Consider the following 20,554-nt stretch of genomic DNA (forward strand, 5'->3'; position numbering starts at 1 on the left):
TCTCAGGACATAGGAAACCCTCGAACCTACGGGTTCGGGGGTTTCCTGCTGTTCAGGGGCTGGTAGTGGCGTGTGGGATCGATGCTCAGCTCGGTCAGGAGCTCGCCGGTGGTGGCGTCGATGATGGTGACGTCCAGGTCGTGGACGAGGAGCTTGATGCGGGTTCGGGCGTGGGTTCGCCCGACGGCGATGTGGAACATGGTTCCGTTGACGCGGAGGGTGACCTTGCCGGCTTTGTCGACGCGGTCGGTGCGGACCCGGGTCTGAGCTGCGGTGTCGGTGCCGGTGGGGCCGGCCTTGGGGGTGGCGCGGTAGGCCGCGAGCGGGGTGCGGCGCTGCAGGGAGCGGTGTGGGCGCTGCACGTTGTACTCGGTGACGAACGCGTCGAGCAGCTGTTGTAGGTCGTTGAGGCTGACGGGTCGAGGGCGGGCTGCGAGCCATCGTTTGAGGGTCTGGTGGAGGCGCTCGACCTTGCCGCAGGTCGTGGGGTGGTTGGGTCGTGAGTTCTTCTGCTGCACGTTGAGCTGGCGCAGCTGGTGTTCGAAGGCGTTTCGACCGCCGCGGTGTCGGGCGGTGTACACCAGGCCGTTGTCGGTCAGCGTGGACTGTGGGATGCCGTGCTTGGCGCAGGCCGCCAGGAAGGTTGCGACGACATCGGTGACGGTGACGGTGCGGTGACAGGTCAGCGACAGCAGGTACCGGGAATGGTCATCGAGCCAGGCGAGGACCTCGACGTCCGCGCCTGCAGGGGTGTCGTTCTCGAGTCGTACGTGGGTGAAGTCGGACTGCCAGCACGCGTTGGGTTGGTCGGCCTGGAACCGGATGTAGGAGCTCTTCGGCCGCTTGCGTGGCGCGGGAGTCACGAGCCCCGCCCGGGTCAGGATCCGGGCGATGGTGGAGCGGGCCAGCCGGATCTGGTGTTCGCGGTGCAGGTGCCAGGCGATGGTCTCTGCGCCGGCGTCGAGCCCGGCCCCGACCAGACGCGCCCTGAGCCCGGTCACCAGGGCCACCGTCGAGTCCGGGACCGCGTTCGGGTGGGTGTGTGGGGCCCGGGATCGTGGTTCGAAGGCTGCTTCGCCCTCGGCGCGGTACCGCGTGACCAGTTTCGACACCCACCCCTTTGACACCCCGTAGCTGCGGGCTACCTCAGCCTGGGACCGGCCCTGCAGGACCACCGCGGTGATTACCAGACGCGCTTTCGACATGCACGCATCCGACAGGCTGACGGGTTTCCTATGTCCTGAGACATGCGTTTCCTATGTGCCTGACCAGAACACCACCGCCACCGCCACGACAACTCAGGACCCCGACATGCTTTTCGTCGGGGTCCTGAGTCATCGTGATAGGAAGCCACGGGATGTGGGAGGAGCGAGCGAGGCGCCGAGGGTTGAGGCGCCTGCCCTCAGCTCGGGTCCGCCGTGTCGGCCTCCGCCTCGGCGATGAGCGCCTGGATCTCCGCTTCCGCCACGGCAACCGCGAAGCCGAGCGCCCGGGTGATGCCCGCTGCGCCGGCCAGCACCCGGGGCGTCCCGACGATGGGGGCGACCGCCACCAGGACTCCTTGCACGTCCTCCACGGTGATGCCGACCTCGGCAGCCGCGGCGGCGTTCATCAGGTAGGACGCGTCTGGGGCACCGACCGAGACGAGGGCCGCAAGCCGGGCGAGCATGTGTTCGCGCGCGCCGAGTCCGCCCTCCACGAGAGAGACCGCGGTCATGTCGGCCAGGCAGTCAAGGACGGGTGTGTTCTCGGACATGTGTGTCTCCTGTACGGATGGCTATGGTGCGGCGGGGTGCCACGGGTGCCACTCTCGTCGTGGCCACCGCAGGCCGCATCACCCGGAACAGGTGAGGAACCCGTCGAATGCGAGGGGTGGCGGACCGGTTGCGGCAACCCGATCTGACTCTGCGCCACCGCCGGGCCGCGGCCGAGGCGGGCCACTGGCAGGATGAGCGCCATGACCACGGACGTCCCGCTCAGCGTGCGCACCCCCTCCCCCCTGGGCGAGTTCCTTCGCGCGCGCCGGCACGAGCTGGCCCCGGAGGAGGTCGGCATCAAGCGGGCCAAGGGTCGTCGCCGGGTGGGTCTGAGCCGGACCGAGGTGGCCGAGCTCGCGAACATCTCCGTCGCGTACTACGACATCATCGAGCGCGGGCGCGATCTGCGCCCGAGCAAGAGCGTCATCGACGGTCTCGCCCGCGCGCTCAAGCTCAACGCCGACGGTCGGTCGCACCTGCACGCGCTCGCAACGGGCACGCCGTCGCGCCGGCCGCAGGCGCCGGAGGAGCTGAGCGAGGAGCTCGAGGAGCTGCTCGACTCGATCGACCCGAACCCGGCCTACGTCGTGGGCGCCCGCTGGGACGTCCTGGGCGCCAACCACACCGCCTGCCAGCTCTTCACCGACTGGGAGAGCAAGCGGAGCAAGCGCGAGCGCAACCTGCTGTGGTTCTACTGCTGCGACCCGGCGGCGCGGAGCCTCTTCGTCGACTGGGAGCAGGAGGCGGCCGACCAGCTCGCGCTCTTCCGTGAGGCGTACGCGCGGCACCCCGACGACCCGTCCTTCAAGCGGATCCTCGACGAGATCTTCAAGACGAACCCGGACACCGTCGAGTGGTGGGAGCGCCACGACAGCGACCCGACCCGGGGACGCACCAAGCGGATCCGTCTCGACACCGGGCAGGTCATCCAGCTGCGCCAGCTCGTCCTGCAGGTGCTCGACGAGCCGGACATCCGCGTCATCAGCTACTTCGCCGACGTCGACGGCGACCTCGACGACATCGAGTTCGACGCCTAGGGCGGGTCGCCGTCGACCGGCGTGGGTCGGCAGGCGTGGTCGGCAGGCGTGGGTCGACCATCGCCTCAGAGTGGCTTCAGTGGACCCGGGAGTCCGGAGGGGCTCGTGACCTCGGGCAGCGCCGCCCACCGGGGAGGGATGAGCACCCGCAGACGAGGCTTCTCCTCGATGCTGCCGCTCAGCTGAGGCAGTGGTGCTCGACGTGCCTGCCACGTCGAGCCCTGGTCGAGGCTGACCACGAGCTGGGCCTGAGTGTCCGCGGTCGACTGGTAGTAGGCGACCTCGCACTCGGCGCCACCTTCTGCGAGCGACGTCGGCGACGAGTCGCCCGGGAGGTCGGCGGACGCGAAGGAGCCGTCGCGCTGCTGGATGACGAGGCGCAGGTCGCCGCCGGCACCGGTGAGGCCCCAGATGCCGCAGCCCTTCGAGGTCGGTGTGGCCCACCGCGTGCCGCTGCCGTCCACCGGCTCGGGCGCCGCCAGACGCTCCAGCGTCCGGGCGTTGACGTCGAGCGTGCACAGACCGACACCGTCCGCGCACTCGACCGTGGACGTCCCGAAGGGCGGGCGTACCGGGTGGTCCATGACGGTCAGGGCCAGCGGTTGACGCATCGTCGCCGAGAGCAGGTAGGGACCGGGTCCGCGGTGCGCCCAGTACCAGACACCCTCGCCGACCTCGCGGTACAGGCCCGGGCCGCCCATCGAGGGCTGCCCGCTCGACCCGGTGACGGCCCCTAGCACGAGGAGCCGGTCGTCGGTCCCGTCGACGACGGCGATGGCCTCCCGGCCGAGGCAGTCGTGGTCGGGGCGAGGGACGACGCAGCGCTTCCAGACCGTGAGCACGATCCGCCGGTCCGTGCGGGACTCGAGCTGGGCGGCGACGAAGGCGTCCGGGTGCCCTACGACCTCGTCGGCGGTCCAGTCGGGGACGCTCACCGACGTCTGGGTCGGAGCGGCCGGGAGGCGCTGAGCACCGAGGCGACCGAGCCCTGACACGGCGAACGCGAGCGCGAGGACGGCGGCGACGGCTGCGGCCGAGACCCACGCCACGCGACGGCGACGCGCCCGGCGCTGCCGCTCGAGCAGGGTGTCGAAGGGAGGCTGGGCCACGCGGCGTTCGGTGTCGCGGGCGAAGGTGGTCAGGTCAGACATGGTCCGCCTCCTCGCGGTCGATGAGGTGGTCGGCCATCTGGACCCGGGCTCGGGCGAGCCGCGCCTTGACCGTCCCTTCCGGCACCCCCAGCTCCGTCGCGACCTGCGCGACGCTGAGGTCGGCGATGTAGTGGAGCACGACGGTGATCCGCACCGGCAGGCTCAGCTGGCTCAACGCGAACACGATGGCGACGTGGTCCTCCGGGGTGCCGGGGCCGAGGTCGATGCTCAGCTCGGCGCGGAACTTCGGCAGGGCGCGGGCCGTGACCCGCGCGCGTCGCCACCGGTTCCGCAGCAGGTTGACGGCCACGGTGCGCAGCCACGCCTCCTTGTTGGAGACCTCGCCGAAGTCGCGCCGGTGCGTCATCGCCGTGACGAACGCCTCCTGCACGATGTCCTCGGCCTCGGGGAGGTTGCCGCACAGCGCCGCCAGCTGCGTCACGAGTCGCCGGTACGAACGGTCGTACACGACCCGGACCGGGTCACCGTCGCTGCTCTCGTCCATGAGCGTCCACCTGCCGTCCTCACGATGCTTCCACTTGGACGAGTCCCGGGTGGCCCGTTCGGTTGCATCGGACCGCTCGGCCGGCAGCTTTCTCATGGCCCGCGGCGGCACGCGAAGAGCGCCCCGACCCACGAACGGTCGAGGCGCTCCGGCTCGGAGACTGGGGATCAGCGTTTGCGGGTGCCGAAGATGCTGCGGGTGATCTCCCTGCCGAGGACCGTGCCGGCCGAGCGGAGCATCGACTTGAACGCCGTGCTGCCGGCGACCTGCGCGATGATGCTCGGCTCCTCCTTGGGGGCGCGCGTCGACGCGGGCGCAGGCGCAGGTCCCTGGGCGGCGGGTGCCGGAGCGGGGGCTGCCGGCGTCGCGGGAGCCGCAGCCTGCAACCGAGCGGTCAGCTTCTCGTAGGCCGACTCGCGGTCGACGACGTCGGCATACTTCGTCTTGAGCTGCGACGCTGCGATGACGGCGTCCATCGTCGCGGGCGACGAGGGGTCCATGAGGGAGTTCGGGGCCTTCATCCGGGTCCACGCGACGGGCGTCGGGACGCCCTTGTCCGACAGCACGGTGACGACGGCCTCGCCGATGCCGAGGCTCGTGAGGAGCTTCTCCATGTCGTAGGCCGTGTGCGGGTAGGTCGCGATCGCCTGCTTGAGCGCCTTGGCGTCGTCGGGGGTGAAGGCGCGCAGGGCGTGCTGGACGCGGTTGCCGAGCTGGGCGAGCACGCCCGACGGGACGTCCTTGGGCGACTGCGTCACGAAGAAGACGCCGATGCCCTTGGAGCGGATGAGCCGGACCGTCTGCTCGATGGCCTGCAGGAACGCCTTGCTCGCGTCGTTGAACAGCAGGTGAGCCTCGTCGAAGAAGAAGACGAGCTTCGGCTTGTCGACGTCGCCCTCCTCGGGCAGGTCGTGGAAGAGGTCGGCGAGCATCCACATGAGGAAGGTCGAGAAGAGCTGCGGTCGGTCCTGCACCTGGGGCAGCTCGAGGCAGGAGATGATCCCCTTGCCGTCGGGTGCGGTGCGCAGCAGGTCGCTCGTCTCGAACTCGGGCTCGCCGAAGAAGGCCCCGGCGCCCTGGTCCTCGAAGGTGATGAGGTTGCGCAGGATGACGCCCGCCGTCGCGCTCGAGAGCCCGCCGAGGTCCTTGAGGTCGGCCTTGCCCTCGTCGGACGTCAGGTGGCTGATGACCGCGCGGAGGTCCTTGAGGTCGAGGAGCGCGAGACCGTTCTTGTCGGCGTAGTGGAAGATCAGCCCGAGGCTGCTCTCCTGCGTGTCGTTGAGCCCGAGGACCTTGCTGAGCAGGGTCGGGCCGAAACCCGTGATCGTGGCGCGGATCGCGATGCCGTCACCCTTGCCGCCGAGCGAGTAGAACTCGGTGGGGTATGCCGTCGCCGTCCACGGCATCCCGACGTCGGCCGCGCGGCTGGTGATCTTGTCGCCGCCCTCGCCGGGTGTCGCGAGACCCGACAGGTCACCCTTCATGTCGGCGAGGAAGACCGGGACGCCCTGGTCGGCCAGCTGTTCGGCCATGAGCTGGAGCGTCTTCGTCTTGCCGGTGCCGGTCGCGCCCGCGACGAGGCCGTGGCGGTTGAGGACGCTGAGCGGGATCTGCACCGGGGCGTCAGCGTGGGCCTGGCCGTCGACGACCGCGGCGCCGAGCTTGAGCACCCCGCCCTCGAACGCGTAGCCGGCCCGGATCTCGTCGATCTGGCTGGTGTCTCCCGTGCCACCCGTCTGAGGGGCTCCTGAGCCTGCAGTCTCGGTCACGGTTCGAACTCTAGTGGCCGGTCGTCCACGTTCGACGCCTATGCTGACCCGGTGATTTTCAAGGCCGTCGGCGACTCGCGCCCGTACCCAGACCATGGACTCGAGACGACCAAGGACTGGTCGAACGTCCCGCCTCGGGTGGTGCAGCTCGGCGAGCTCATCACGACCAAGAGCACGCTCGACCTGCGCGGCCTGCTCGCCGACGACTCGACGTTCTACGGGGACCTCTTCCCGCACTGCGTCGAGTGGGAGGGCGAGCTCTACCTCGAGGACGGGCTGCACCGGGCACTGCGCGCCGCGCTGCAGCAACGTCCTGTCCTTCACGCCCGAGTCCTCGTACTCTCCTGACACGAGCCTGCCCGACCAGGGGCGACGACGGACGAAGGAGCGGTGATGTCGCAGGTCCTTGACAAGGACGACCGCACCTACCGGGTGCGGCGCCAGCGCCGGTCGACGATCGTGATCGCGGTCGTCCTGCTGAGCCTGGCGGGCGCGTTCTACTACGCCTCGACCTACTTCCGCGACACGACCCCCACACCGGGACCGTGCACGACGGAGGTGCCCGTCGCGCCGCTGCGTCCGGCCGACGTCAGCCTCAACGTCTACAACTCGACGACGCGCAAGGGGCTCGCTGCGGCGGTCGCCAAGGTCGCCGACACCCGTGGCTTCAAGGTCAAGGCCGTCGGCAACGACCCGAAGGACGCCGGCGTCAAGCAGGTCGCGCAGATCCGGTTCGGACCCGAGGGTGCGGCGTCGGCCCGTCTCGTGAAGACGCATGTGCCGCAGGCCGTCTACGTCAACGACAAGCGCAAGGGCGACACCGTCGACCTCGTCGTGGGCGCGGCCTGGAAGAACTTCGGGAAGGCGCCGGTCGTCGCGGTGCCCACCCAGACGCTGCGCCAGTGCCCGACGATCACCGTCCAGCCGTGACACGAGCGTGAGTATGCCGTCCGGCGCGGTGTGCGCCGGACGGCATACTCAGGGGCTCGGGGCTTGCCGGCCCCGCGCGGAGCGAGGGGTCAGCTGACCGGGGAGGCCGCCTCGACGAACTCGTTGGTGTAGGTCTTGGCCAGGTCGATGCTCTTGCCCTGGACCTTGGGGTTGAACTCGCCGAGCACGGCCAGACAGGTCTTGGGACCGTCCTGCGGCATGAGGCCGGTCGGGTTGAAGATCCCCTTCTCGCTGTCGAGCGCCTTGACGTAGGCGGCCTTGCCGACGCCCTTGTAGTAGGCGGCCGGCATCTTGTCGGCGATGGCCGCGCCGTCGTGCTGCTGGATCCAGGAGAGCGTCGAGACGTAGGCGTTGACGAGCTTCTGGACGGTCGCCTTGTTCTTGTCGACCCAGTCGGTCTGCATGTAGAGCGAGGTCGCCGGGTAGGTGCCCCCGAGTGCCGCCTTGGACCCGTCGGCCGTGCGCATGTCCATGAGAATGAACGCTGTGCCGTCCGAGACTGCCTGCGACACAGTCGGTTCCGTGGTCATTCCGCAGTCGATGGCCTTCTGCTTCATGGCCGCGATGAAAGTCTGGCCCGCGCCGACGCCACGGCGAGTCTCCTGGGCGGGGTCGACGCCGTTCTTCCTGCTGAGGTACTGCGTCAGGAAGTCGGTCGAGGAGCCGGTGTCGGTGATGCCGAGCGAACGGCCCTTGAAGTCCGCGGGACTCTTGACGACACCCTTGAGGTCACTGCGACACAGCTCGACCTCGCCCGGGATCTGGAGCATCGAGACGACCGCCTCGGACGACTTGCCCTGAGCCTGCAGCGCGATGTTGTGGTCGTAGAAGCCGCCGACGCCCTGGACCTGGCCGGCGAGCATGTTCTGCGTCGCATCGCCGCCCGCGGGCTCGTCGACGAGGTCGACGTTGACGCCGATCTTGTCGTAGTAGCCCAGCTGCTTGGCCAGCATGAAGGGCAGGTAGATCTGCTTGCTCATGCCCCCGACCATGATGGTCACGGTCGGGGCGCTGGCGTCGACGGTGCCGGCGCTCGTCGGCGCGCCGGAGGCGTTGTTGGCGCAGGCCGCCATGGTGGTCGCGGCGAGGATGGCGGCGCCGGCGGCACCGATGCGCTTGGTGTTCATGGAACTCTCCTTTGAGTCTGGGTGCTGCAAGGTCGCGGGATGCGGTGGTCGTGCGGACTACTCGACGGCGGCACCTCCGTGGGTCTGCGGGGGCCGCCAGCGCAGCAGGCGCCGCTCGAGCAGGGTGATGAGCGCCTCGGCCGCCAGGGCGATGACGGCGACGAGGACCATGCCGGCCAGCACGCCGTTCATGTCGAAGTTGTTCTGCGACGAGCGGATGAGCAGGCCGAGGCCCTGGTTGGCGCCGAGGATCTCGCCGACCAGCGCTCCGATGAGCGCGAATCCGAAGCTGATGTGCAGACTCGCGAGGATCCACGTGAACGCCGAGGGCAGCACGACGCCGCGGGTCACCTGCCACCGCGATGCCCCGAGCAGCCGGGCGTTGGCGATGAGGTTGCGGTCGACCTCACGGGCGCCCTGGAAGGCGTTGAAGAAGACGCCGAAGAAGACGAGCACGACCGCGAGGATCACCTTGGACTGGATCCCGAAGCCGAAGGCGACGGTGAAGATCGAGCCGAGGATGATGCGGGGGATCGAGTTCGCTGCCTTGAGGAACGGGGCGAAGAGCTCGGAGAGGAGCCGGACGCGGCCGAGGGCGATGCCGCAGACGACGCCGAGGATCGAGCCGATGATGAAGCCGAGCACGGCCTCCTCGAGCGTGACGAGGATCTGGGCGCCGAGCGAGCCCTGGCTCGTTCCGACGGTGAACCAGTCGCGCAGGTCGGCCCAGACGCCCTCCGGCTCCCCCCAGAAGAAGGGGTCGACGATCTTGGCGTTGACGCAGGCCTGCCAGGTGGCGAGCAGGACGACGACGATGGCGAGCCTGGCCCCGGCAAGCACCGTGCGACGCCGGCGCGCGCGTGTCCGGGCCGACGGGGCCGAGGGGGTGGAGGAGGTGGCGCCATCGACCGGGACGTCGGGACGCGGCGCCGCGACCGTCTGGGGCTGGGTGGGCGTGTCGATCATGACGCCACCTCCGTCGCCCCCGTCGTGCGGGCGTACGCCTCGGCGACCTCGGCGCGCAGCGCCTCCCAGATCTGCTCGTAGAGCTGGGTGAAGCGCGGGTCGAAGCGGATCTCCTGCACGATGCGGGGGCGTGGCAGGTCGATCTCGAACTCGGCCTTGACCGTGCCGGGACCGGCGGTGATGACGACGACCTTGTCGGCGAGGGCGATGGCCTCCTCGAGGTCGTGCGTGACGAAGACGACGGCCGGCTTGGTCTGGTCCCAGAGGTTGAGCAGCTCGGTCGACATGATCGCCCGGGTCTGCACGTCGAGCGCGCTGAACGGCTCGTCCATGAGCAGGACGCGGGGCTGGTTGATGAGCGACTGCGCGAGGGCGACCCGCTTGCGCATGCCTCCCGAGAGCTGGTGGGGGTAGCGGTCCTCGAAGCCGCTGAGGCCGACGCGCCGCAGCCAGTCCCGGGCCAGGGCCGTGGCCTCGGAGCGGCTCGCCCCGCGGTAGACGGGTCCCGCCGCGACGTTGTCGAGGACGGAGCGCCAGGGGAAGACGGCGTCCTGCTGGAAGACGAATCCGGTGCTCGTGTCGATCCCGCGGACCTGCTCGCCGTGGACGAGAGCCTCTCCGCGAGAGGGGCGCTCGAGCCCCGAGATCAAGGTGAGTGTCGTGGACTTGCCGCAGCCGGTGGGTCCGACGACGGCGCAGAACTGACCGTCCTCGACCGTCAGTGACAGGTCCTCGATGGCGGTGTAGGTGCCGCCGTCCGCCGTGGCGAACTTCTTGGTGACGTTGCGTAGCTCGATGGCAGTCATGTGGCCCCGCCCTTTCTCCTCGTTGAGTGGCGTCACCGTAGGAGCGGGGTGGGTCGCGCCGGAATGCTTGTGATCGTTGGTTCCGATAGCCGCGTTACCAGTGGTTTTGTGCAATCTGCTCAGCCATGCTGGGAAGGGCGCCGACGACGGCGTCGCCGGGCCGCCACCGGCCGTCGGGTGGGTGATGACCACGCAGAGCTGAGGAGTCGTATGCCGCCTCTGGGCAGGACGCTTGCCGCGCGGATCCTCCTCGCCGTGCTGGGGATCGTCGTGGTGACCCTCGCCGTGGGCTTCGCCCTCTTCGCCCGGCTGACGTCCCAGACGGCCGACACGCGCGCCATCGAGCAGGCGACCGGGATCGCGGTCACCCTCGGGCGGGTGCCCCAGATCGCAGAGGAGATCGTGAGGGGCGACCCGACCCACGTGCTTCCGGCCCTCGGGGCGCAGGTGAGGAGCGCGACGGGTGCCTCCTATGTCGTCATCATCGACCGCAGGGGCGTGCGCTACTCGCACCCCAACCCGGCGCTCATCGGACAGCGCATCGAGGAGCCCGTCGCCGCACTCGACGGCCAGGTGCACACCGGCATCGACGAGGGCAGCCTCGGGCGGTCGGCGAACGCCCGCGCCCCCATCGTCGACGCCTCGGGGCGGAGCGTCGGCGAGGTGTCGGTCGGCATCCTCGAGTCCGAGGTCGGGGTGCGGCTCAACGCCGAGGTGCTCGACATCGCGCTCTACGCCGGCGTCGCCCTCGCCCTCGGGGTCGCGGCCTCGCTGCTGCTCGCCCGGGCGATCAAACGAGTGACCTTCGGGGTCGAGCCGGCCGAGATCGTCGCGCTGATGCAGGAGCGCGAGGCGATGCTGCACGGCATCCGCGAAGGGGTGCTCGCGGTGGACGCCAAGGGAGTCGTCAACGTGCTCAACGACGAGGCGCGGCGACTGCTCCGGATCGCGGGGACGGGGCTCGGCAGGCGCGTCGAGGACGTCGTCCCGGCCGGGCGACTTCGTCGCATCATCACGGGCGAGCTCGAGGGCACCGACCTCGTCGCCGTCACGGACGACAACCTCCTCGTGCTCAACCGGATGCCCGTGCTCGTCGCGGGTCGCAACACCGGGTGGGTCGTCACGATCCGCGACCGCACCGAGCTCGAGGCGCTCGTGCGCCAGCTCGACTCGATGGAGAGCCTGTCGACCGCCCTTCGGGCGCAGGAGCACGAGTTCTCCAACCGGCTGCACGTGCTGTCGGTCCTGCTCGAGCTGGGCGAGGTGGAGGAGGCGACCCGCTACAGCCGCGAGCTGCAGGCAGAGACGGCCCTGGCCAGCGAGGAGATCCGGGCGCACGTCGGCTCACCGGTCATCGCCGCGCTGCTGCTCGCCAAGATGACCGTCGCGGCCGAGCGCGATGTCGTCGTGCGGCTCGACCCCACCAGCCGGCTCGCAGCCGGAGCCGACGGCGACCTGCCCGTCGTCACGGTCCTGGGCAACCTCATCGACAACGCCGTCGACGCGGTCGCCGACGACCCTGCCTCGGTCGGCCGTCACCCCCGCGGCGAGGTCGTCGTGCGGCTCGAGCGCACCGACGACGCCCTCCAGCTGACCGTCACCGACAGCGGGCCCGGCATCCCCGACGAACGCCTCGACGACGTCTTCCTCGACGGCTACTCGACCAAGGAACCGCGGGGCGCCATGCGCCGCGGAGTCGGGCTCGCTCTCGTGCACCGGCTCGTGACGCGCGCCGGTGGCACGATCGGGGCGAGCTCGCCGGGCGGCGCGAGGTTCGAGGTCCGTCTGCCGGTCCGGGTCCACGAAGGAGTCACATGATCCGCGTCCTCGTCGTCGACGACGACTACCACGTCGCGCACGCGCACGCGCTGAGCGTCGCGCGCGTGCCCGGCTTCGAGGTGGTGGGCGAGGCGCACACGGGGACCGAGGCGCGCTCGCTCGTCTCGTCGGTGGCGCCCGACCTGCTGCTCCTCGACATGTACCTGCCGGACTTCAGCGGGCTCGACCTCGTGCGCCAGGTCGCCGCGTCGGGCGAGCGGGTGCCGGACTTCCTGCTCGTCACCGCGGCGCGCGACATCGAGTCGGTGCGCACGGCCATGCAGCTCGGGGCGTTCTACTACCTCGTCAAGCCGTTCAGCTTCGCCGCCCTGCGCGAGCAGCTCGAGGGATACCGGGCGTGGGCCGAGCGCATCGACCGCGCCCCCGAGGCCGACCAGCACGTCGTCGACGCCCTCTACAGCCTGCGCGGCGCGCCACCGCGCCGGGCGGTCGCGACCCGGAGCCTGCAGCCGACGATGGCCCGCGTGCTCGAGATCGTCGTCGGCGCCCCAGCGCCGATCGGAGCAGCGGAGGTCGCCGAGATCCTCGGGGCCAGCCGCCCGACGGCGCAGCGCTACCTCGCCGGGCTGGTCGAGAAGCAGCTGCTCGAGCTGGATCTCACCTACGGCACCACCGGCCGGCCCGAACACCGCTACCTCCCGCGCCGCCGGTGAGCAGCGAACCAGGCGTGAGTATGCCGTCCGGCGCGGTGTGCGCCGGACGGCATACTCACGCTGTGCTGCCCGTCCGGACGGCTCAGGGGGTGTAGGGCACGCGCTGCCACGACAGCACGTGCTCGGCGCCGGGACGGTTCACGGTGACCTCGAGGAAGTCCGTGTTGTTGCTCGACCCGTCGACCGTGACCCGGGTGAGGTTGTCGGCCGACCCCCGTACGCCGTAGAAGTCGAGCCACCTCGATCCTGTCGCGAGCGGACGGTCGGAGTTGTAGACGTGGCTGTCGCCATTGAAGAGGTAGACCTCGCCGTCGAAGGTGTTCGACTGCTCGACGAGCTCGCGCACGAGGGGCTGGAAAGCAGAGTTGTCGGCCCACGTCACGGCATACGTGGGATCGAACATGTCGGCCTGGAGGAAGAGCGCGACGGCGCGGTCGTGGCGCTGCCGGGCTCCGGCGAAGGCCGAACGGACCTGTGCCACGGCGTTGTCCGTGCGAGCCTGCTCCTCGGCGACCTGCCGGGCCGTGGGTGAGGTGAAGCCCAGCTCGGGCCAGGGGAGCAGGCCGTTGTTGCTGCCGACGACGTGGAGGGTGGCGATGTCGACGCCCTGGCGTCGGAAGGAGACGTTCTCGGGGAAGCCGGCGGCCGCCTGCGACGCGACGGTCATGTCGGCCCCGAGTGTGTGGCCGGCTCGCGGGAAGAAGGTCGACCGGACAGCGGCGAGGCGCTCGAGCGGGTCGTAGGTGCCGTTGTTGGTGCGGTGGCAGTCGGTCCACTCGTTGTCGCCGGGCGTGTAGACGAGCGGCGTCGTGAAGCGGTCGAACTGCGTGCGGATCATGGAGAAGTACTCGTTCGTGCACGTCGACGAGCCGTTCTTGATGTCGCCGACGTGGATGGTGAAGGAGAGGTCGGGGGTCGCGTTGATCTGGCCGACCCACCTCGGGAAGGCCGCGACCTGCGCGTCTCCGTACGGCACGTCGCCGATGACGGCGAAGTGGTAGTGGCCGTCCTTGTCCTGGCCGGGGACATCGGCGGCGGAGGCCGCCGTGGCAGCAGGCAGGACGACGAGTGCGGCTGCGACGGCCGCCAGGGCTGGGGTGCGAGAGAGGTGCATGACTGCAGTTCTCCCGCACCGCCGTCGAACGGCGCCACCACCAGAACGTGAACGTCAGGCGTCGCGAGGCTGGGAGGTCGCTGGGACCCCGCCGTCAGAGCTGGACGAGCGTGGCCACCATGAGCGCCTTGATGGTGTGCATCCGGTTCTCGGCCTGGTCGAAGACGACCGAAGCCTCGGACTCGAAGACGTCGTCGGTGACCTCGAGCTCCTTGAGGCCGAACTGCTCGTGCACGTCCGTGCCGACCTGCGTCTCGAGGTCGTGGAAGGCCGGGAGGCAGTGCATGAACTTGACCCGCGGATTGCCCGTCAGCGCAAGGAGGTCCGCATTGACCTGGTAGGGGCCGAGGAGCTCGATGCGCTCGGCCCACACCTCCTTGGGCTCGCCCATCGACACCCAGACGTCGGTGTGGACGAAGTCGACGCCGCGCACGCCCTCGGCCACGTCCTCGGTCAGCGTGACGCGCGCCCCGGTCTCGGCGGCATACCTCCTCGCGACGGCGACGACGGCGTCAGACGGCCACAGGGAGCGGGGCGCGACGATGCGCACGTCCATCCCGAGCAGGGCGCCCGTGACGAGCAGCGAGTTGCCCATGTTGAAACGGGCGTCACCGACGTAGGCGTAGGCGATCTCGTCGTCGGGCTTGTCCGCGTGCTCGCGCATCGTCAGCGCGTCGCAGAGGGACTGGGTCGGGTGCCAGTCGTCGGTGAGGCCGTTCCACACCGGCACTCCCGCGAAGGCGCCGAGCGTCTCGATGACGTCGTGGCGGGCACCGCGGTACTCGATGCCGTCGTAGAAGCGTCCGAGCACGCGTGCCGTGTCCTTGGCCGACTCCTTGTGGCCCATCTGCGAGCCGACCGGGTCGAGGTAGGTCGTGCTCGCGCCCTGGTCGGCGGCGGCCACCTCGAAGGCGCAACGGGTGCGGGTCGAGGTCTTCGCGAAGAGCAGCGCGACGTTCTTGCCGGTGAGACGTCGCTGCTCGCGGCCCTCGCGCTTGGCGGCCTTGAGCTCGGCGGCGAGGTCGAGCAGCGCCCGGAACTCGTCGGGCGTCAGGTCGATCTCCTTGAGCAGGTTGCGGCGGTGGAGTGCGGCGAGCGACATGCACGTGATGGTTTCAGGCGCGGTCGCCGCGCGGCAATCCAGTCTCAGGGAGCCGGTCGGCGGCGCAGCATGCCGAGCCGCCAGCGGACCTGCTCGACGAGCGCGCGCAGCTGGAGCGGGACGAGGACGCGGGGGCCCTCGCCGACGCAGAAGACGACGTCGTCGAAGCGGTGGATGCCGGGACGGTGCGCGACGGCGCGGAAGGCGTCGCGGACGCCGTGCAGCTGGGCCACGGTCATGAACGGTGACGGCTCGTCCGGCTGGTAGCGCGAGCCGAGCGGGTAGTCACGACCGGGGCGCCGGGTCATCTCGACGTGGCAGCCGAGGACGTGTGAGACGGTGCGCTCGTCGGCGAAGGTGACGAGACGATCGAGGGTGTCGAGGAGGGCGTTCGGGTCGTTGACGTAGATGCGGCCGGGATAGACCGTGTCGCCCGTGTGGAGCAGGCCGGTCGTCCGGTCGTGGATCGCGATCGAGGCCGCGTGGTGACCCGGGATGCCGAAGACCTCGAGGGGGCGGCCACCGAGGTCGAGCGTCACGACCTCGGTCGGCCACTCGCTGATGCCGAAGAAGGCGCACACGCTCGCGACGCCGTGGCCCACGACGGTCGTGCGGGGCCGGTCGGCGAAGGCGGCGTCGCCGGCGACATGGTCGCCGTGGCCGTGCGTGTGGGCGACGACGAGCTCGTACACAGCGGGGTCGTACGCGTGCGGCGGCGTCTGCGCGTCCCGCGGGGTCTGCGTGGCGGGGGTGTGCGCTGCCGGCGTCTGCGCGGCCAGGTGGTCCGAGATGAGGCGGTCCACCGTCTGTCGCAGGGTGGCGCCGTCCACCGCCCCGCTGTCGAGGAGCAGGGCTCGACGCTCGCCGAGGAGCAGCAGGATGAACGGCGCCTCGTAGGTGAGGTCCTTGCTCTGCCGGATCAGGACGGTGCCGGGGGCGAGGCGGTGCACCTGGAGTGGCGGGTCGTGTCGTCGTCGCGGGGACGGTGCGCCGTGGATCCAGGTGACGTCGGTATCGAGGGCGACCGGCGTGGGAGGGGCCATGCGGTGATTGTCCACCGGGGTCGCGCGGGGTGCCCGGGGAGGCCGATTTCTTGTGCGGGGTCCGCCTCCGGTAACCTGCGCGACGGAGGATTCGCATAGTGGCCTAGTGCGCACGATTGGAAATCGTGTTGGGATAAAACCCTCGGGGGTTCAAATCCCCCATCCTCCGCCCTTGTCCTATCTCAGGACATAGGAAACCCTCGAACCTACGGGTTCGGGGGTTTCCTGCTGTTCAGGGGCTGGTAGCGGCGTGTGGGATCGATGCTCAGCTCGGTCAGGAGCTCGCCGGTGGTGGCGTCGATGATGGTGACGTCCAGGTCGCGGACGAGGAGCTTGATGCGGGTTCGGGCGTGGGTTCGCCCGACGGCGATGTGGAACCTGGTTCCGTTGACGCGAAGGGTGACCTTGCCGGCCTTGTCGACGCGGTCGGTGCGGACCCGGGTCCGAGCTGCGGTGTCGGTGCCGGTGGGCCGGCCCTGGGGGTGGCGCGGTAGGCCGCGAGCCGGGTGCGGCGCTGCAGGGAGCGGTGTGGGCGCTGCTCGATCTACTCGGTGACGAACGCGTCGAGCAGCTGTTGCAGGTCGGCGGGTGGTCCTGCTCGCCGTCATCTCGCTCGTCGCCGAGCGTCGGTTGTCCCCGCACGTCAACGGAGTCCGAGAGGTCGAGCACCGCCGACCGCCAGCCCGGCCGGGAGCCCGGCCACGGCTGGAGGGGCGATTTCCGGCTGACGTCGGGGGCGGCATACACTTGCCGTCGGCACCCCGCGTGGTGGTACCTCTCCGAACTCCCCCAGGGCAGGAATGCAGCAAGGGTAGGAGAGCTCTTCCAGGTACGCGGGGTGTCCCTTTTTCCTTCGCGCTCGGTGGCGGCCTCCGGTCAGGCCGGGGGAGCGGTGGTCGTGCCGACCCGCAGCTGCACCGGCTGGGTCACGCTCCGAGGCCGTGTGCCGTCGAGGCGCTTGCGCACGAGCGTGCCGAGGATCCGGCCCTTCTCGCGGCCCTGCTGGTCCATCGTCGTGATCCGGTGCGGCAGCCATGGGAGGTCGACGCCGTCGAAGCCGGTGACGCTGAGGTCGTCGGGCACGCGCAGGCCGAGCTCCTCGGCGGCGACGATGACCCCGGCCGCGATGACGTCTGACTGGGTGACGATGGCTGTCGGGCGCTCGCGCTCCGGGACGTCGAGCAGCGACCGGCCTGCGATCCGCCCGCCCTCGAACGACGACCCGTCCCCGGTCTGGACCGCGGCGGCATCCGCGCCGAAGACGTCACGGAAGCCCAGCAGACGGCCCACGCTCGGCACGTTGGCCTCGCCCGGCCGCACCTCCGCGTCCGGGACCGGACCGGCCGTGCTCGTCGGCAGCATCGGCATGGCCACGTGGGCGACCCGGCGGTGCCCGAGCGAGCGCACGTGCTCGGCGATGGCGATGCCTGCGGCGCGCTCGTCGATGCGCACCTGGGTGATGCGTCGATCGCCCGGCACTCCGGTGCTGAACATCGGGACACCGCGGGCCGCGAGGTGCTCGACGGCCGGGTTCTCACCGGGCCCGCAGAGCGAGAAGACGACCGCGTCCAGCGCGAGAGGTGCGAGCTGTGGGACGACGGATTCGCCTGATCCAGAAGGTTGCCCGATCAGCAGCATACCGGTGGGTACGGTCTCGAGCACCTCGGCGAGGCCGTCGAGGACGGCGATGGCGAAGGGGTCGCGGAAGGCCATCCGCAGACGTCCTTCGACGAGGACGCCGATGGCCCCCGAGCGGCCCTGGCGCAGGGACGACGCGAGCGGGTTGGGCCCGGTGAAGCCGAGCTCGGTCGCGGCGGCACGGACGCGGTCGCCCGTGGCCACCGCGACCGGACCCTTGCCGCTGAAGACGAGGGAGGCCGTCGACACCGAGACGCCCGCGCGCTCGGCGACGTCACGCAGCGTCGGACGGGCTTGACCTCGGGTGACCATGGGAGGCATGCTATCGAAACGTTTCGAGTCGAATCGATTCGAAACCCTCGAGGGCTCGGTCTCACCACCCGAGCCTCGTCCCGAAAACCATCGCAGACCGCCGTCGAGGCGGTCGGCCGCACGGACGGCCGGCCCGCTTCAGCCGCCCCGCGTCGGTCGTCCCCTGAGAGGCTTGCTCCATGTCCGCCGTCAGTGCCCCGCCGGCCGCCGTCGTCCGCACGGCCCGCACCGCCGTCTTCACGGCCTTCGCGATCAACGGAGCCGCCTTCGCGGCCTTCGCCTCCCGCGTGCCGGACATCAAGCACGAGCTCGGGCTCTCGGCGGGACAGCTGGGCCTCACCCTGCTCGCCGCCTCGCTCGGCTCGGTCATCGGCCTCCCGCTGTCGGGCTGGATCGTGCATCGCCTCGGCGCCGCCCGCACCCTCATGGGTGCCGCGGTCGTCCAGAGCGTCGGGTTGCTCGGCGTCGGCCTCGGTGTCGACGTCGCCCACAACCGGGCCGTCGTCATGGCGGGCCTCGTGCTCGTCGGTATCGGCACCGGGGTCTTCGACGTGGCGATGAACCTCGAGGGTGCCGAGGTCGAGCGCTTCCTCGGCCGCGCGATCATGCCGCACTTCCACGCGGCCTTCAGCGGTGGCACGGTCGTGAGCGCCCTCATCGGTGCGGGGCTGTCGTTCCTCCACGTCCCGGTCGCCGTGCACCTCGCCGGCGTCGTCGTGCTGCTGCTCGCCGTGACCCCGTGGTTCCTGCGTGCCTTCCTGCCCCGCTCGGTCGAGACGGACGAGACCGGAGCCGAGGTGCGCTCGGAGGCGGGGATCGGTGCGGCCTGGCGCGAGCCGCGCACCCTGCTCATCGGCGTCGTCGTCCTCGCCGCCGCGTTCACCGAGGGGACGGCCAACGACTGGGTCGCGGTGGCGCTCTCGGACGGCTACGGCCTCGAGCGCTGGGTGGGCGTCGTCGGCTTCGCGGTCTTCCTCACGGCGATGACCGCCGGCCGGCTGCTCGGCACGCGCGTGCTCGACGAGCGTGGCCGTGTGCCCGTGCTCCGCGTCCTCTTCGTGTCGGCCGTCGTCGGCTGCCTTCTCGTCGTCTACGGCGGTCCGGTGCTCGCCTTCGTCGGCGCCGCGATCTGGGGCGTCGGGGCCAGCCTCGGCTTCCCCGTCGGCATGAGCGCCGCGGCCGACGACCCCAGGCGTGCCGCCGCCCGGATGAGCGTCGTCTCGACGATCGGCTACACCGCGTTCCTCGCCGGACCGCCGCTCCTGGGCTTCCTCGGCGACCACGTCGGCGTGCTGCACTCGCTCCTCGTCGTCGGCGCCATGGCGGTCGTCGCCCTCGTGGCCATCCCCGCCGTCCGCGAGCCCGACCGTGCCACCACTACCACCGCGACCACCTCGGCGACCACATCGGCGACCACCGACTGACACCGGGTCTCGACCACCGACTCTCACCCGGCTTCCACGCTCGAGTGACCGCGTGGCCCGCAGACATCTCACCGTCCCGGTCCCGGGTACGACGGGGCCACTCGACCGGGAGGGCCGCTGTCAGAAGTACTCGGTGATGAAGGGCTGGCAGGCGAAGACGGCATCGAGGGCGGTGTCACCGTCGGGGGTGCCGCCGCTCGCGAGGGCGGCCTGGCGCAGGCGCGACACGGACCAGCCGCACCACAAGGCCGCCAGCCCGCGCGCCTCGACCCGCAGCGCGTTCGAGGTGATCGCGTCAGCCGCGTCGGTGCCGGCATCACCTCGAGCCGGGGCGTCGTCGGTGCGCGTCGCGGTGCCACGCCCGTTGCGGACCGACAGGCTCCACCGACCACTGTTGGCTGGGGCCTCGGCGTCGTCGACGACCAGGTCGGCGGCGACCGAGAGGTGCCCGCCGAAGCCTCGCCCGGCGAAGGCCGCCTCCAGGTCGATCACCCGGGCCATCCACGGGATCTGCTGGACCTCCACCGTCGGCAGCCCGCCCAGCGCTAGCGTCACCGGGTCGCGCGGGTCGAGGAAGGTGTGCACCGTCGGCGCGGCGGACGAGCCCGATCCGACGACGCCCCACAGCGTCACGGCTGCCTCGGGGGTCGTCGCGACGAGATCCTCGACCGTGACGGCCTGCCCGGACAGGTCGTAGACGACGAAGCCGCCGTCGACGACGTAGGCGATGAGCTCGTCGCGCTCGAGCATCCCGGTGAGTGCCGGCACCGACCGCACCATCGGTCCGCTGGCCCCGTGTCGGGCGCTCGAGGCGCGGGCGAGGTCGTGCATCTGTTGCGCGTCACCCGGCACCGCGGGGCGCAGGCCGGTCGACCCAGCCCGCCCGGCACGCGTGGCGCCGAGGTCGCGGAGGTGGTGGGCGGCATACGTCATCCGGGTCTGCACGCCCCCGATCTCGTAGCCGGAGCGGCGGTACAGGGTCGCCGTGGTCGGGAAGAGGCACGACACGACGTCGCCGAGCTCGCCCATCCTCGTGATGAGGGCGCGGGTCAGGGTCGTCGCGACACCCCGGCCGCGGGCGCTCGGCTCGACGTAGACGCCGGCGACGCCGCCCATCCGCAGGTGCTGTCCGCCCCACGCCTGCTCGTAGGGTCGGATGCGGCCGGCGCCGAGGACCTGGTCGGACTCGTCGACGACCGCGATCATCCGGCCACCGAGGGTCTCGGCCGAGACGCGCTGCCACCACACGTCGCCGCCGGTGCCGAGCGGACCGAACGACCGGTTGCGGATCGCCAGGACGGCGGGGAGGTCGGCGTCGACGACGTCACGCGTGCGTAGCTCGCTCATGGCCCCGAACCTA

Annotated in this window: 20 protein-coding genes, 1 tRNA gene and 1 other RNA gene; 8 read left to right on the plus strand and 14 right to left on the minus strand. The window is 70.7% G+C overall.

Annotation, left to right across the window (positions count from 1 at the left end; genetic code table 11):
• Window positions 1-26: 26 nt before the first annotated feature.
• Both NR112_RS17965 and NR112_RS17970 read right to left on the minus strand, forming a co-directional pair.
• Window positions 27-1,205 (minus strand): IS481 family transposase, encoded by a 1,179-nt coding sequence (locus NR112_RS17965; RefSeq protein WP_256795664.1) that lies wholly within the window; start codon window positions 1,203-1,205, stop codon window positions 27-29.
• A 197-nt stretch (window positions 1,206-1,402) separates the two neighbouring features.
• Window positions 1,403-1,756, minus strand: a complete 354-nt coding sequence (locus NR112_RS17970) for a carboxymuconolactone decarboxylase family protein (RefSeq protein ID WP_256795665.1) — start codon at window positions 1,754-1,756, stop codon at window positions 1,403-1,405.
• A gap of 201 nt (window positions 1,757-1,957) precedes the next feature.
• Here NR112_RS17970 and NR112_RS17975 point away from each other — a divergent pair, with 201 nt between their 5' ends.
• A complete protein-coding gene (locus NR112_RS17975; protein ID WP_256795666.1) occupies window positions 1,958-2,794 on the plus strand; it encodes a helix-turn-helix transcriptional regulator in 837 nt (278 codons plus the stop codon).
• Window positions 2,795-2,859: 65 nt separating this feature from the next.
• On the opposite strand, the gene NR112_RS17980 is transcribed toward NR112_RS17975, so the two are convergent.
• The 3 genes from NR112_RS17980 to NR112_RS17990 form a co-directional block, all read right to left on the minus strand.
• On the minus strand, window positions 2,860-3,945 hold the full coding sequence (locus NR112_RS17980) for a hypothetical protein (protein WP_256795667.1): 1,086 nt from the start codon (window positions 3,943-3,945) through the stop codon (window positions 2,860-2,862).
• A complete protein-coding gene (locus NR112_RS17985) occupies window positions 3,938-4,450 on the minus strand; it encodes an RNA polymerase sigma factor (protein ID WP_256795668.1) in 513 nt (170 codons plus the stop codon). Before NR112_RS17985 ends, NR112_RS17980 begins: the two co-directional genes overlap by 8 nt.
• A gap of 167 nt (window positions 4,451-4,617) precedes the next feature.
• Window positions 4,618-6,219: a helicase HerA-like domain-containing protein gene (locus NR112_RS17990; RefSeq protein WP_256795669.1), complete on the minus strand. Its 1,602-nt coding sequence runs from the start codon at window positions 6,217-6,219 to the stop codon at window positions 4,618-4,620.
• A 51-nt stretch (window positions 6,220-6,270) separates the two neighbouring features.
• Between NR112_RS17990 and NR112_RS17995 the strand changes: the two genes are divergently transcribed.
• Window positions 6,271-6,567 carry a type II toxin-antitoxin system VapB family antitoxin gene (locus NR112_RS17995; protein ID WP_020145941.1) on the plus strand — a complete coding sequence of 99 codons (297 nt, stop codon included), beginning with the start codon at window positions 6,271-6,273 and terminating at the stop codon, window positions 6,565-6,567.
• Between the two features lie 45 nt (window positions 6,568-6,612).
• Entirely contained in the window at window positions 6,613-7,149 is a 537-nt protein-coding gene (locus NR112_RS18000; RefSeq protein WP_256795670.1) for a LytR C-terminal domain-containing protein, read from the plus strand.
• Between the two features lie 89 nt (window positions 7,150-7,238).
• Here the strand turns inward: NR112_RS18000 and NR112_RS18005 are convergent, their stop codons facing one another.
• Genes NR112_RS18005 through NR112_RS18015 form a run of 3 tightly spaced genes read right to left on the minus strand, consistent with a single transcriptional unit; the run spans window position 7,239 to window position 10,069 of the window.
• Window positions 7,239-8,297, minus strand: a complete 1,059-nt coding sequence (locus NR112_RS18005; protein ID WP_256795671.1) for an ABC transporter substrate-binding protein — start codon at window positions 8,295-8,297, stop codon at window positions 7,239-7,241.
• Between the two features lie 57 nt (window positions 8,298-8,354).
• Window positions 8,355-9,263: an ABC transporter permease gene (locus tag NR112_RS18010; RefSeq protein WP_256795672.1), complete on the minus strand. Its 909-nt coding sequence runs from the start codon at window positions 9,261-9,263 to the stop codon at window positions 8,355-8,357.
• Complete coding sequence (locus NR112_RS18015) at window positions 9,260-10,069, minus strand: ABC transporter ATP-binding protein (RefSeq protein WP_256795673.1); 810 nt, start codon at window positions 10,067-10,069, stop codon at window positions 9,260-9,262. Before NR112_RS18015 ends, NR112_RS18010 begins: the two co-directional genes overlap by 4 nt.
• 210 nt (window positions 10,070-10,279) lie before the next feature.
• Here NR112_RS18015 and NR112_RS18020 point away from each other — a divergent pair, with 210 nt between their 5' ends.
• Window positions 10,280-11,887 carry a sensor histidine kinase gene (locus NR112_RS18020; RefSeq protein WP_256795674.1) on the plus strand — a complete coding sequence of 536 codons (1,608 nt, stop codon included), beginning with the start codon at window positions 10,280-10,282 and terminating at the stop codon, window positions 11,885-11,887.
• Window positions 11,884-12,561 (plus strand): response regulator, encoded by a 678-nt coding sequence (locus tag NR112_RS18025; protein ID WP_256795675.1) that lies wholly within the window; start codon window positions 11,884-11,886, stop codon window positions 12,559-12,561. Before NR112_RS18020 ends, NR112_RS18025 begins: the two co-directional genes overlap by 4 nt.
• Window positions 12,562-12,643: 82 nt before the next feature.
• Here NR112_RS18025 and NR112_RS18030 read toward each other — a convergent pair whose 3' ends face one another.
• The 3 genes from NR112_RS18030 to NR112_RS18040 form a co-directional block, all read right to left on the minus strand.
• Window positions 12,644-13,675, minus strand: coding sequence for a metallophosphoesterase (locus NR112_RS18030; RefSeq protein ID WP_256795676.1), 1,032 nt, complete (start codon window positions 13,673-13,675; stop codon window positions 12,644-12,646).
• A 94-nt stretch (window positions 13,676-13,769) separates the two neighbouring features.
• Window positions 13,770-14,777, minus strand: coding sequence for an ornithine carbamoyltransferase (argF, locus tag NR112_RS18035; RefSeq protein ID WP_256795677.1), 1,008 nt, complete (start codon window positions 14,775-14,777; stop codon window positions 13,770-13,772).
• Window positions 14,778-14,821: 44 nt separating this feature from the next.
• Window positions 14,822-15,820 carry an MBL fold metallo-hydrolase gene (locus NR112_RS18040; RefSeq protein WP_256795678.1) on the minus strand — a complete coding sequence of 333 codons (999 nt, stop codon included), beginning with the start codon at window positions 15,818-15,820 and terminating at the stop codon, window positions 14,822-14,824.
• Window positions 15,821-15,904: 84 nt separating this feature from the next.
• Between NR112_RS18040 and NR112_RS18045 the strand changes: the two genes are divergently transcribed.
• A tRNA-Ser gene (locus NR112_RS18045) sits at window positions 15,905-15,989 on the plus strand.
• Between the two features lie 37 nt (window positions 15,990-16,026).
• On the opposite strand, the gene NR112_RS18050 is transcribed toward NR112_RS18045, so the two are convergent.
• Entirely contained in the window at window positions 16,027-16,428 is a 402-nt protein-coding gene (locus NR112_RS18050) for a hypothetical protein (protein WP_256795679.1), read from the minus strand.
• Between the two features lie 144 nt (window positions 16,429-16,572).
• On the opposite strand from NR112_RS18050, the gene ffs reads away from it, so the two are divergent.
• Window positions 16,573-16,671: signal recognition particle sRNA small type (gene ffs / locus NR112_RS18055), an RNA gene on the plus strand.
• A 25-nt stretch (window positions 16,672-16,696) separates the two neighbouring features.
• Here ffs and NR112_RS18060 read toward each other — a convergent pair.
• Window positions 16,697-17,770, minus strand: coding sequence for a LacI family DNA-binding transcriptional regulator (locus NR112_RS18060; RefSeq protein ID WP_256795680.1), 1,074 nt, complete (start codon window positions 17,768-17,770; stop codon window positions 16,697-16,699).
• 179 nt (window positions 17,771-17,949) lie between these two features.
• On the opposite strand from NR112_RS18060, the gene NR112_RS18065 reads away from it, so the two are divergent.
• Window positions 17,950-19,194, plus strand: a complete 1,245-nt coding sequence (locus NR112_RS18065; protein WP_256795681.1) for an MFS transporter — start codon at window positions 17,950-17,952, stop codon at window positions 19,192-19,194.
• Between the two features lie 120 nt (window positions 19,195-19,314).
• On the opposite strand, the gene eis is transcribed toward NR112_RS18065, so the two are convergent.
• Window positions 19,315-20,541 (minus strand): enhanced intracellular survival protein Eis, encoded by a 1,227-nt coding sequence (gene eis, locus NR112_RS18070; RefSeq protein WP_256795682.1) that lies wholly within the window; start codon window positions 20,539-20,541, stop codon window positions 19,315-19,317.
• Between the last annotated feature and the right edge of the window lie 13 nt (window positions 20,542-20,554).

It is taken from the genome of Terrabacter sp. Ter38, from assembly GCF_024519435.1.
Lineage (GTDB): Bacteria > Actinomycetota > Actinomycetes > Actinomycetales > Dermatophilaceae > Terrabacter.

Coding starts and splice junctions, on each gene's coding strand:
- NR112_RS18040 (WP_256795678.1), bottom strand. CDS start 15,820: ATGGCCCCTCCCACGCCGGTCGCCCTCGATACCGACGTCACCTGGATC.
- NR112_RS18015 (WP_256795673.1), bottom strand. CDS start 10,069: ATGACTGCCATCGAGCTACGCAACGTCACCAAGAAGTTCGCCACGGCG.
- NR112_RS17980 (WP_256795667.1), bottom strand. CDS start 3,945: ATGTCTGACCTGACCACCTTCGCCCGCGACACCGAACGCCGCGTGGCC.
- NR112_RS18065 (WP_256795681.1), top strand. CDS start 17,950: ATGTCCGCCGTCAGTGCCCCGCCGGCCGCCGTCGTCCGCACGGCCCGC.
- NR112_RS18025 (WP_256795675.1), top strand. CDS start 11,884: ATGATCCGCGTCCTCGTCGTCGACGACGACTACCACGTCGCGCACGCG.
- argF (WP_256795677.1), bottom strand. CDS start 14,777: ATGTCGCTCGCCGCACTCCACCGCCGCAACCTGCTCAAGGAGATCGAC.
- NR112_RS17975 (WP_256795666.1), top strand. CDS start 1,958: ATGACCACGGACGTCCCGCTCAGCGTGCGCACCCCCTCCCCCCTGGGC.
- NR112_RS18030 (WP_256795676.1), bottom strand. CDS start 13,675: ATGCACCTCTCTCGCACCCCAGCCCTGGCGGCCGTCGCAGCCGCACTC.
- NR112_RS17970 (WP_256795665.1), bottom strand. CDS start 1,756: ATGTCCGAGAACACACCCGTCCTTGACTGCCTGGCCGACATGACCGCG.
- eis (WP_256795682.1), bottom strand. CDS start 20,541: ATGAGCGAGCTACGCACGCGTGACGTCGTCGACGCCGACCTCCCCGCC.
- NR112_RS18005 (WP_256795671.1), bottom strand. CDS start 8,297: ATGAACACCAAGCGCATCGGTGCCGCCGGCGCCGCCATCCTCGCCGCG.
- NR112_RS18060 (WP_256795680.1), bottom strand. CDS start 17,770: ATGGTCACCCGAGGTCAAGCCCGTCCGACGCTGCGTGACGTCGCCGAG.
- NR112_RS18050 (WP_256795679.1), bottom strand. CDS start 16,428: ATGACGGCGAGCAGGACCACCCGCCGACCTGCAACAGCTGCTCGACGC.
- NR112_RS17965 (WP_256795664.1), bottom strand. CDS start 1,205: ATGTCGAAAGCGCGTCTGGTAATCACCGCGGTGGTCCTGCAGGGCCGG.
- NR112_RS18010 (WP_256795672.1), bottom strand. CDS start 9,263: ATGATCGACACGCCCACCCAGCCCCAGACGGTCGCGGCGCCGCGTCCC.
- NR112_RS18020 (WP_256795674.1), top strand. CDS start 10,280: ATGCCGCCTCTGGGCAGGACGCTTGCCGCGCGGATCCTCCTCGCCGTG.
- NR112_RS18000 (WP_256795670.1), top strand. CDS start 6,613: ATGTCGCAGGTCCTTGACAAGGACGACCGCACCTACCGGGTGCGGCGC.
- NR112_RS17985 (WP_256795668.1), bottom strand. CDS start 4,450: ATGGACGAGAGCAGCGACGGTGACCCGGTCCGGGTCGTGTACGACCGT.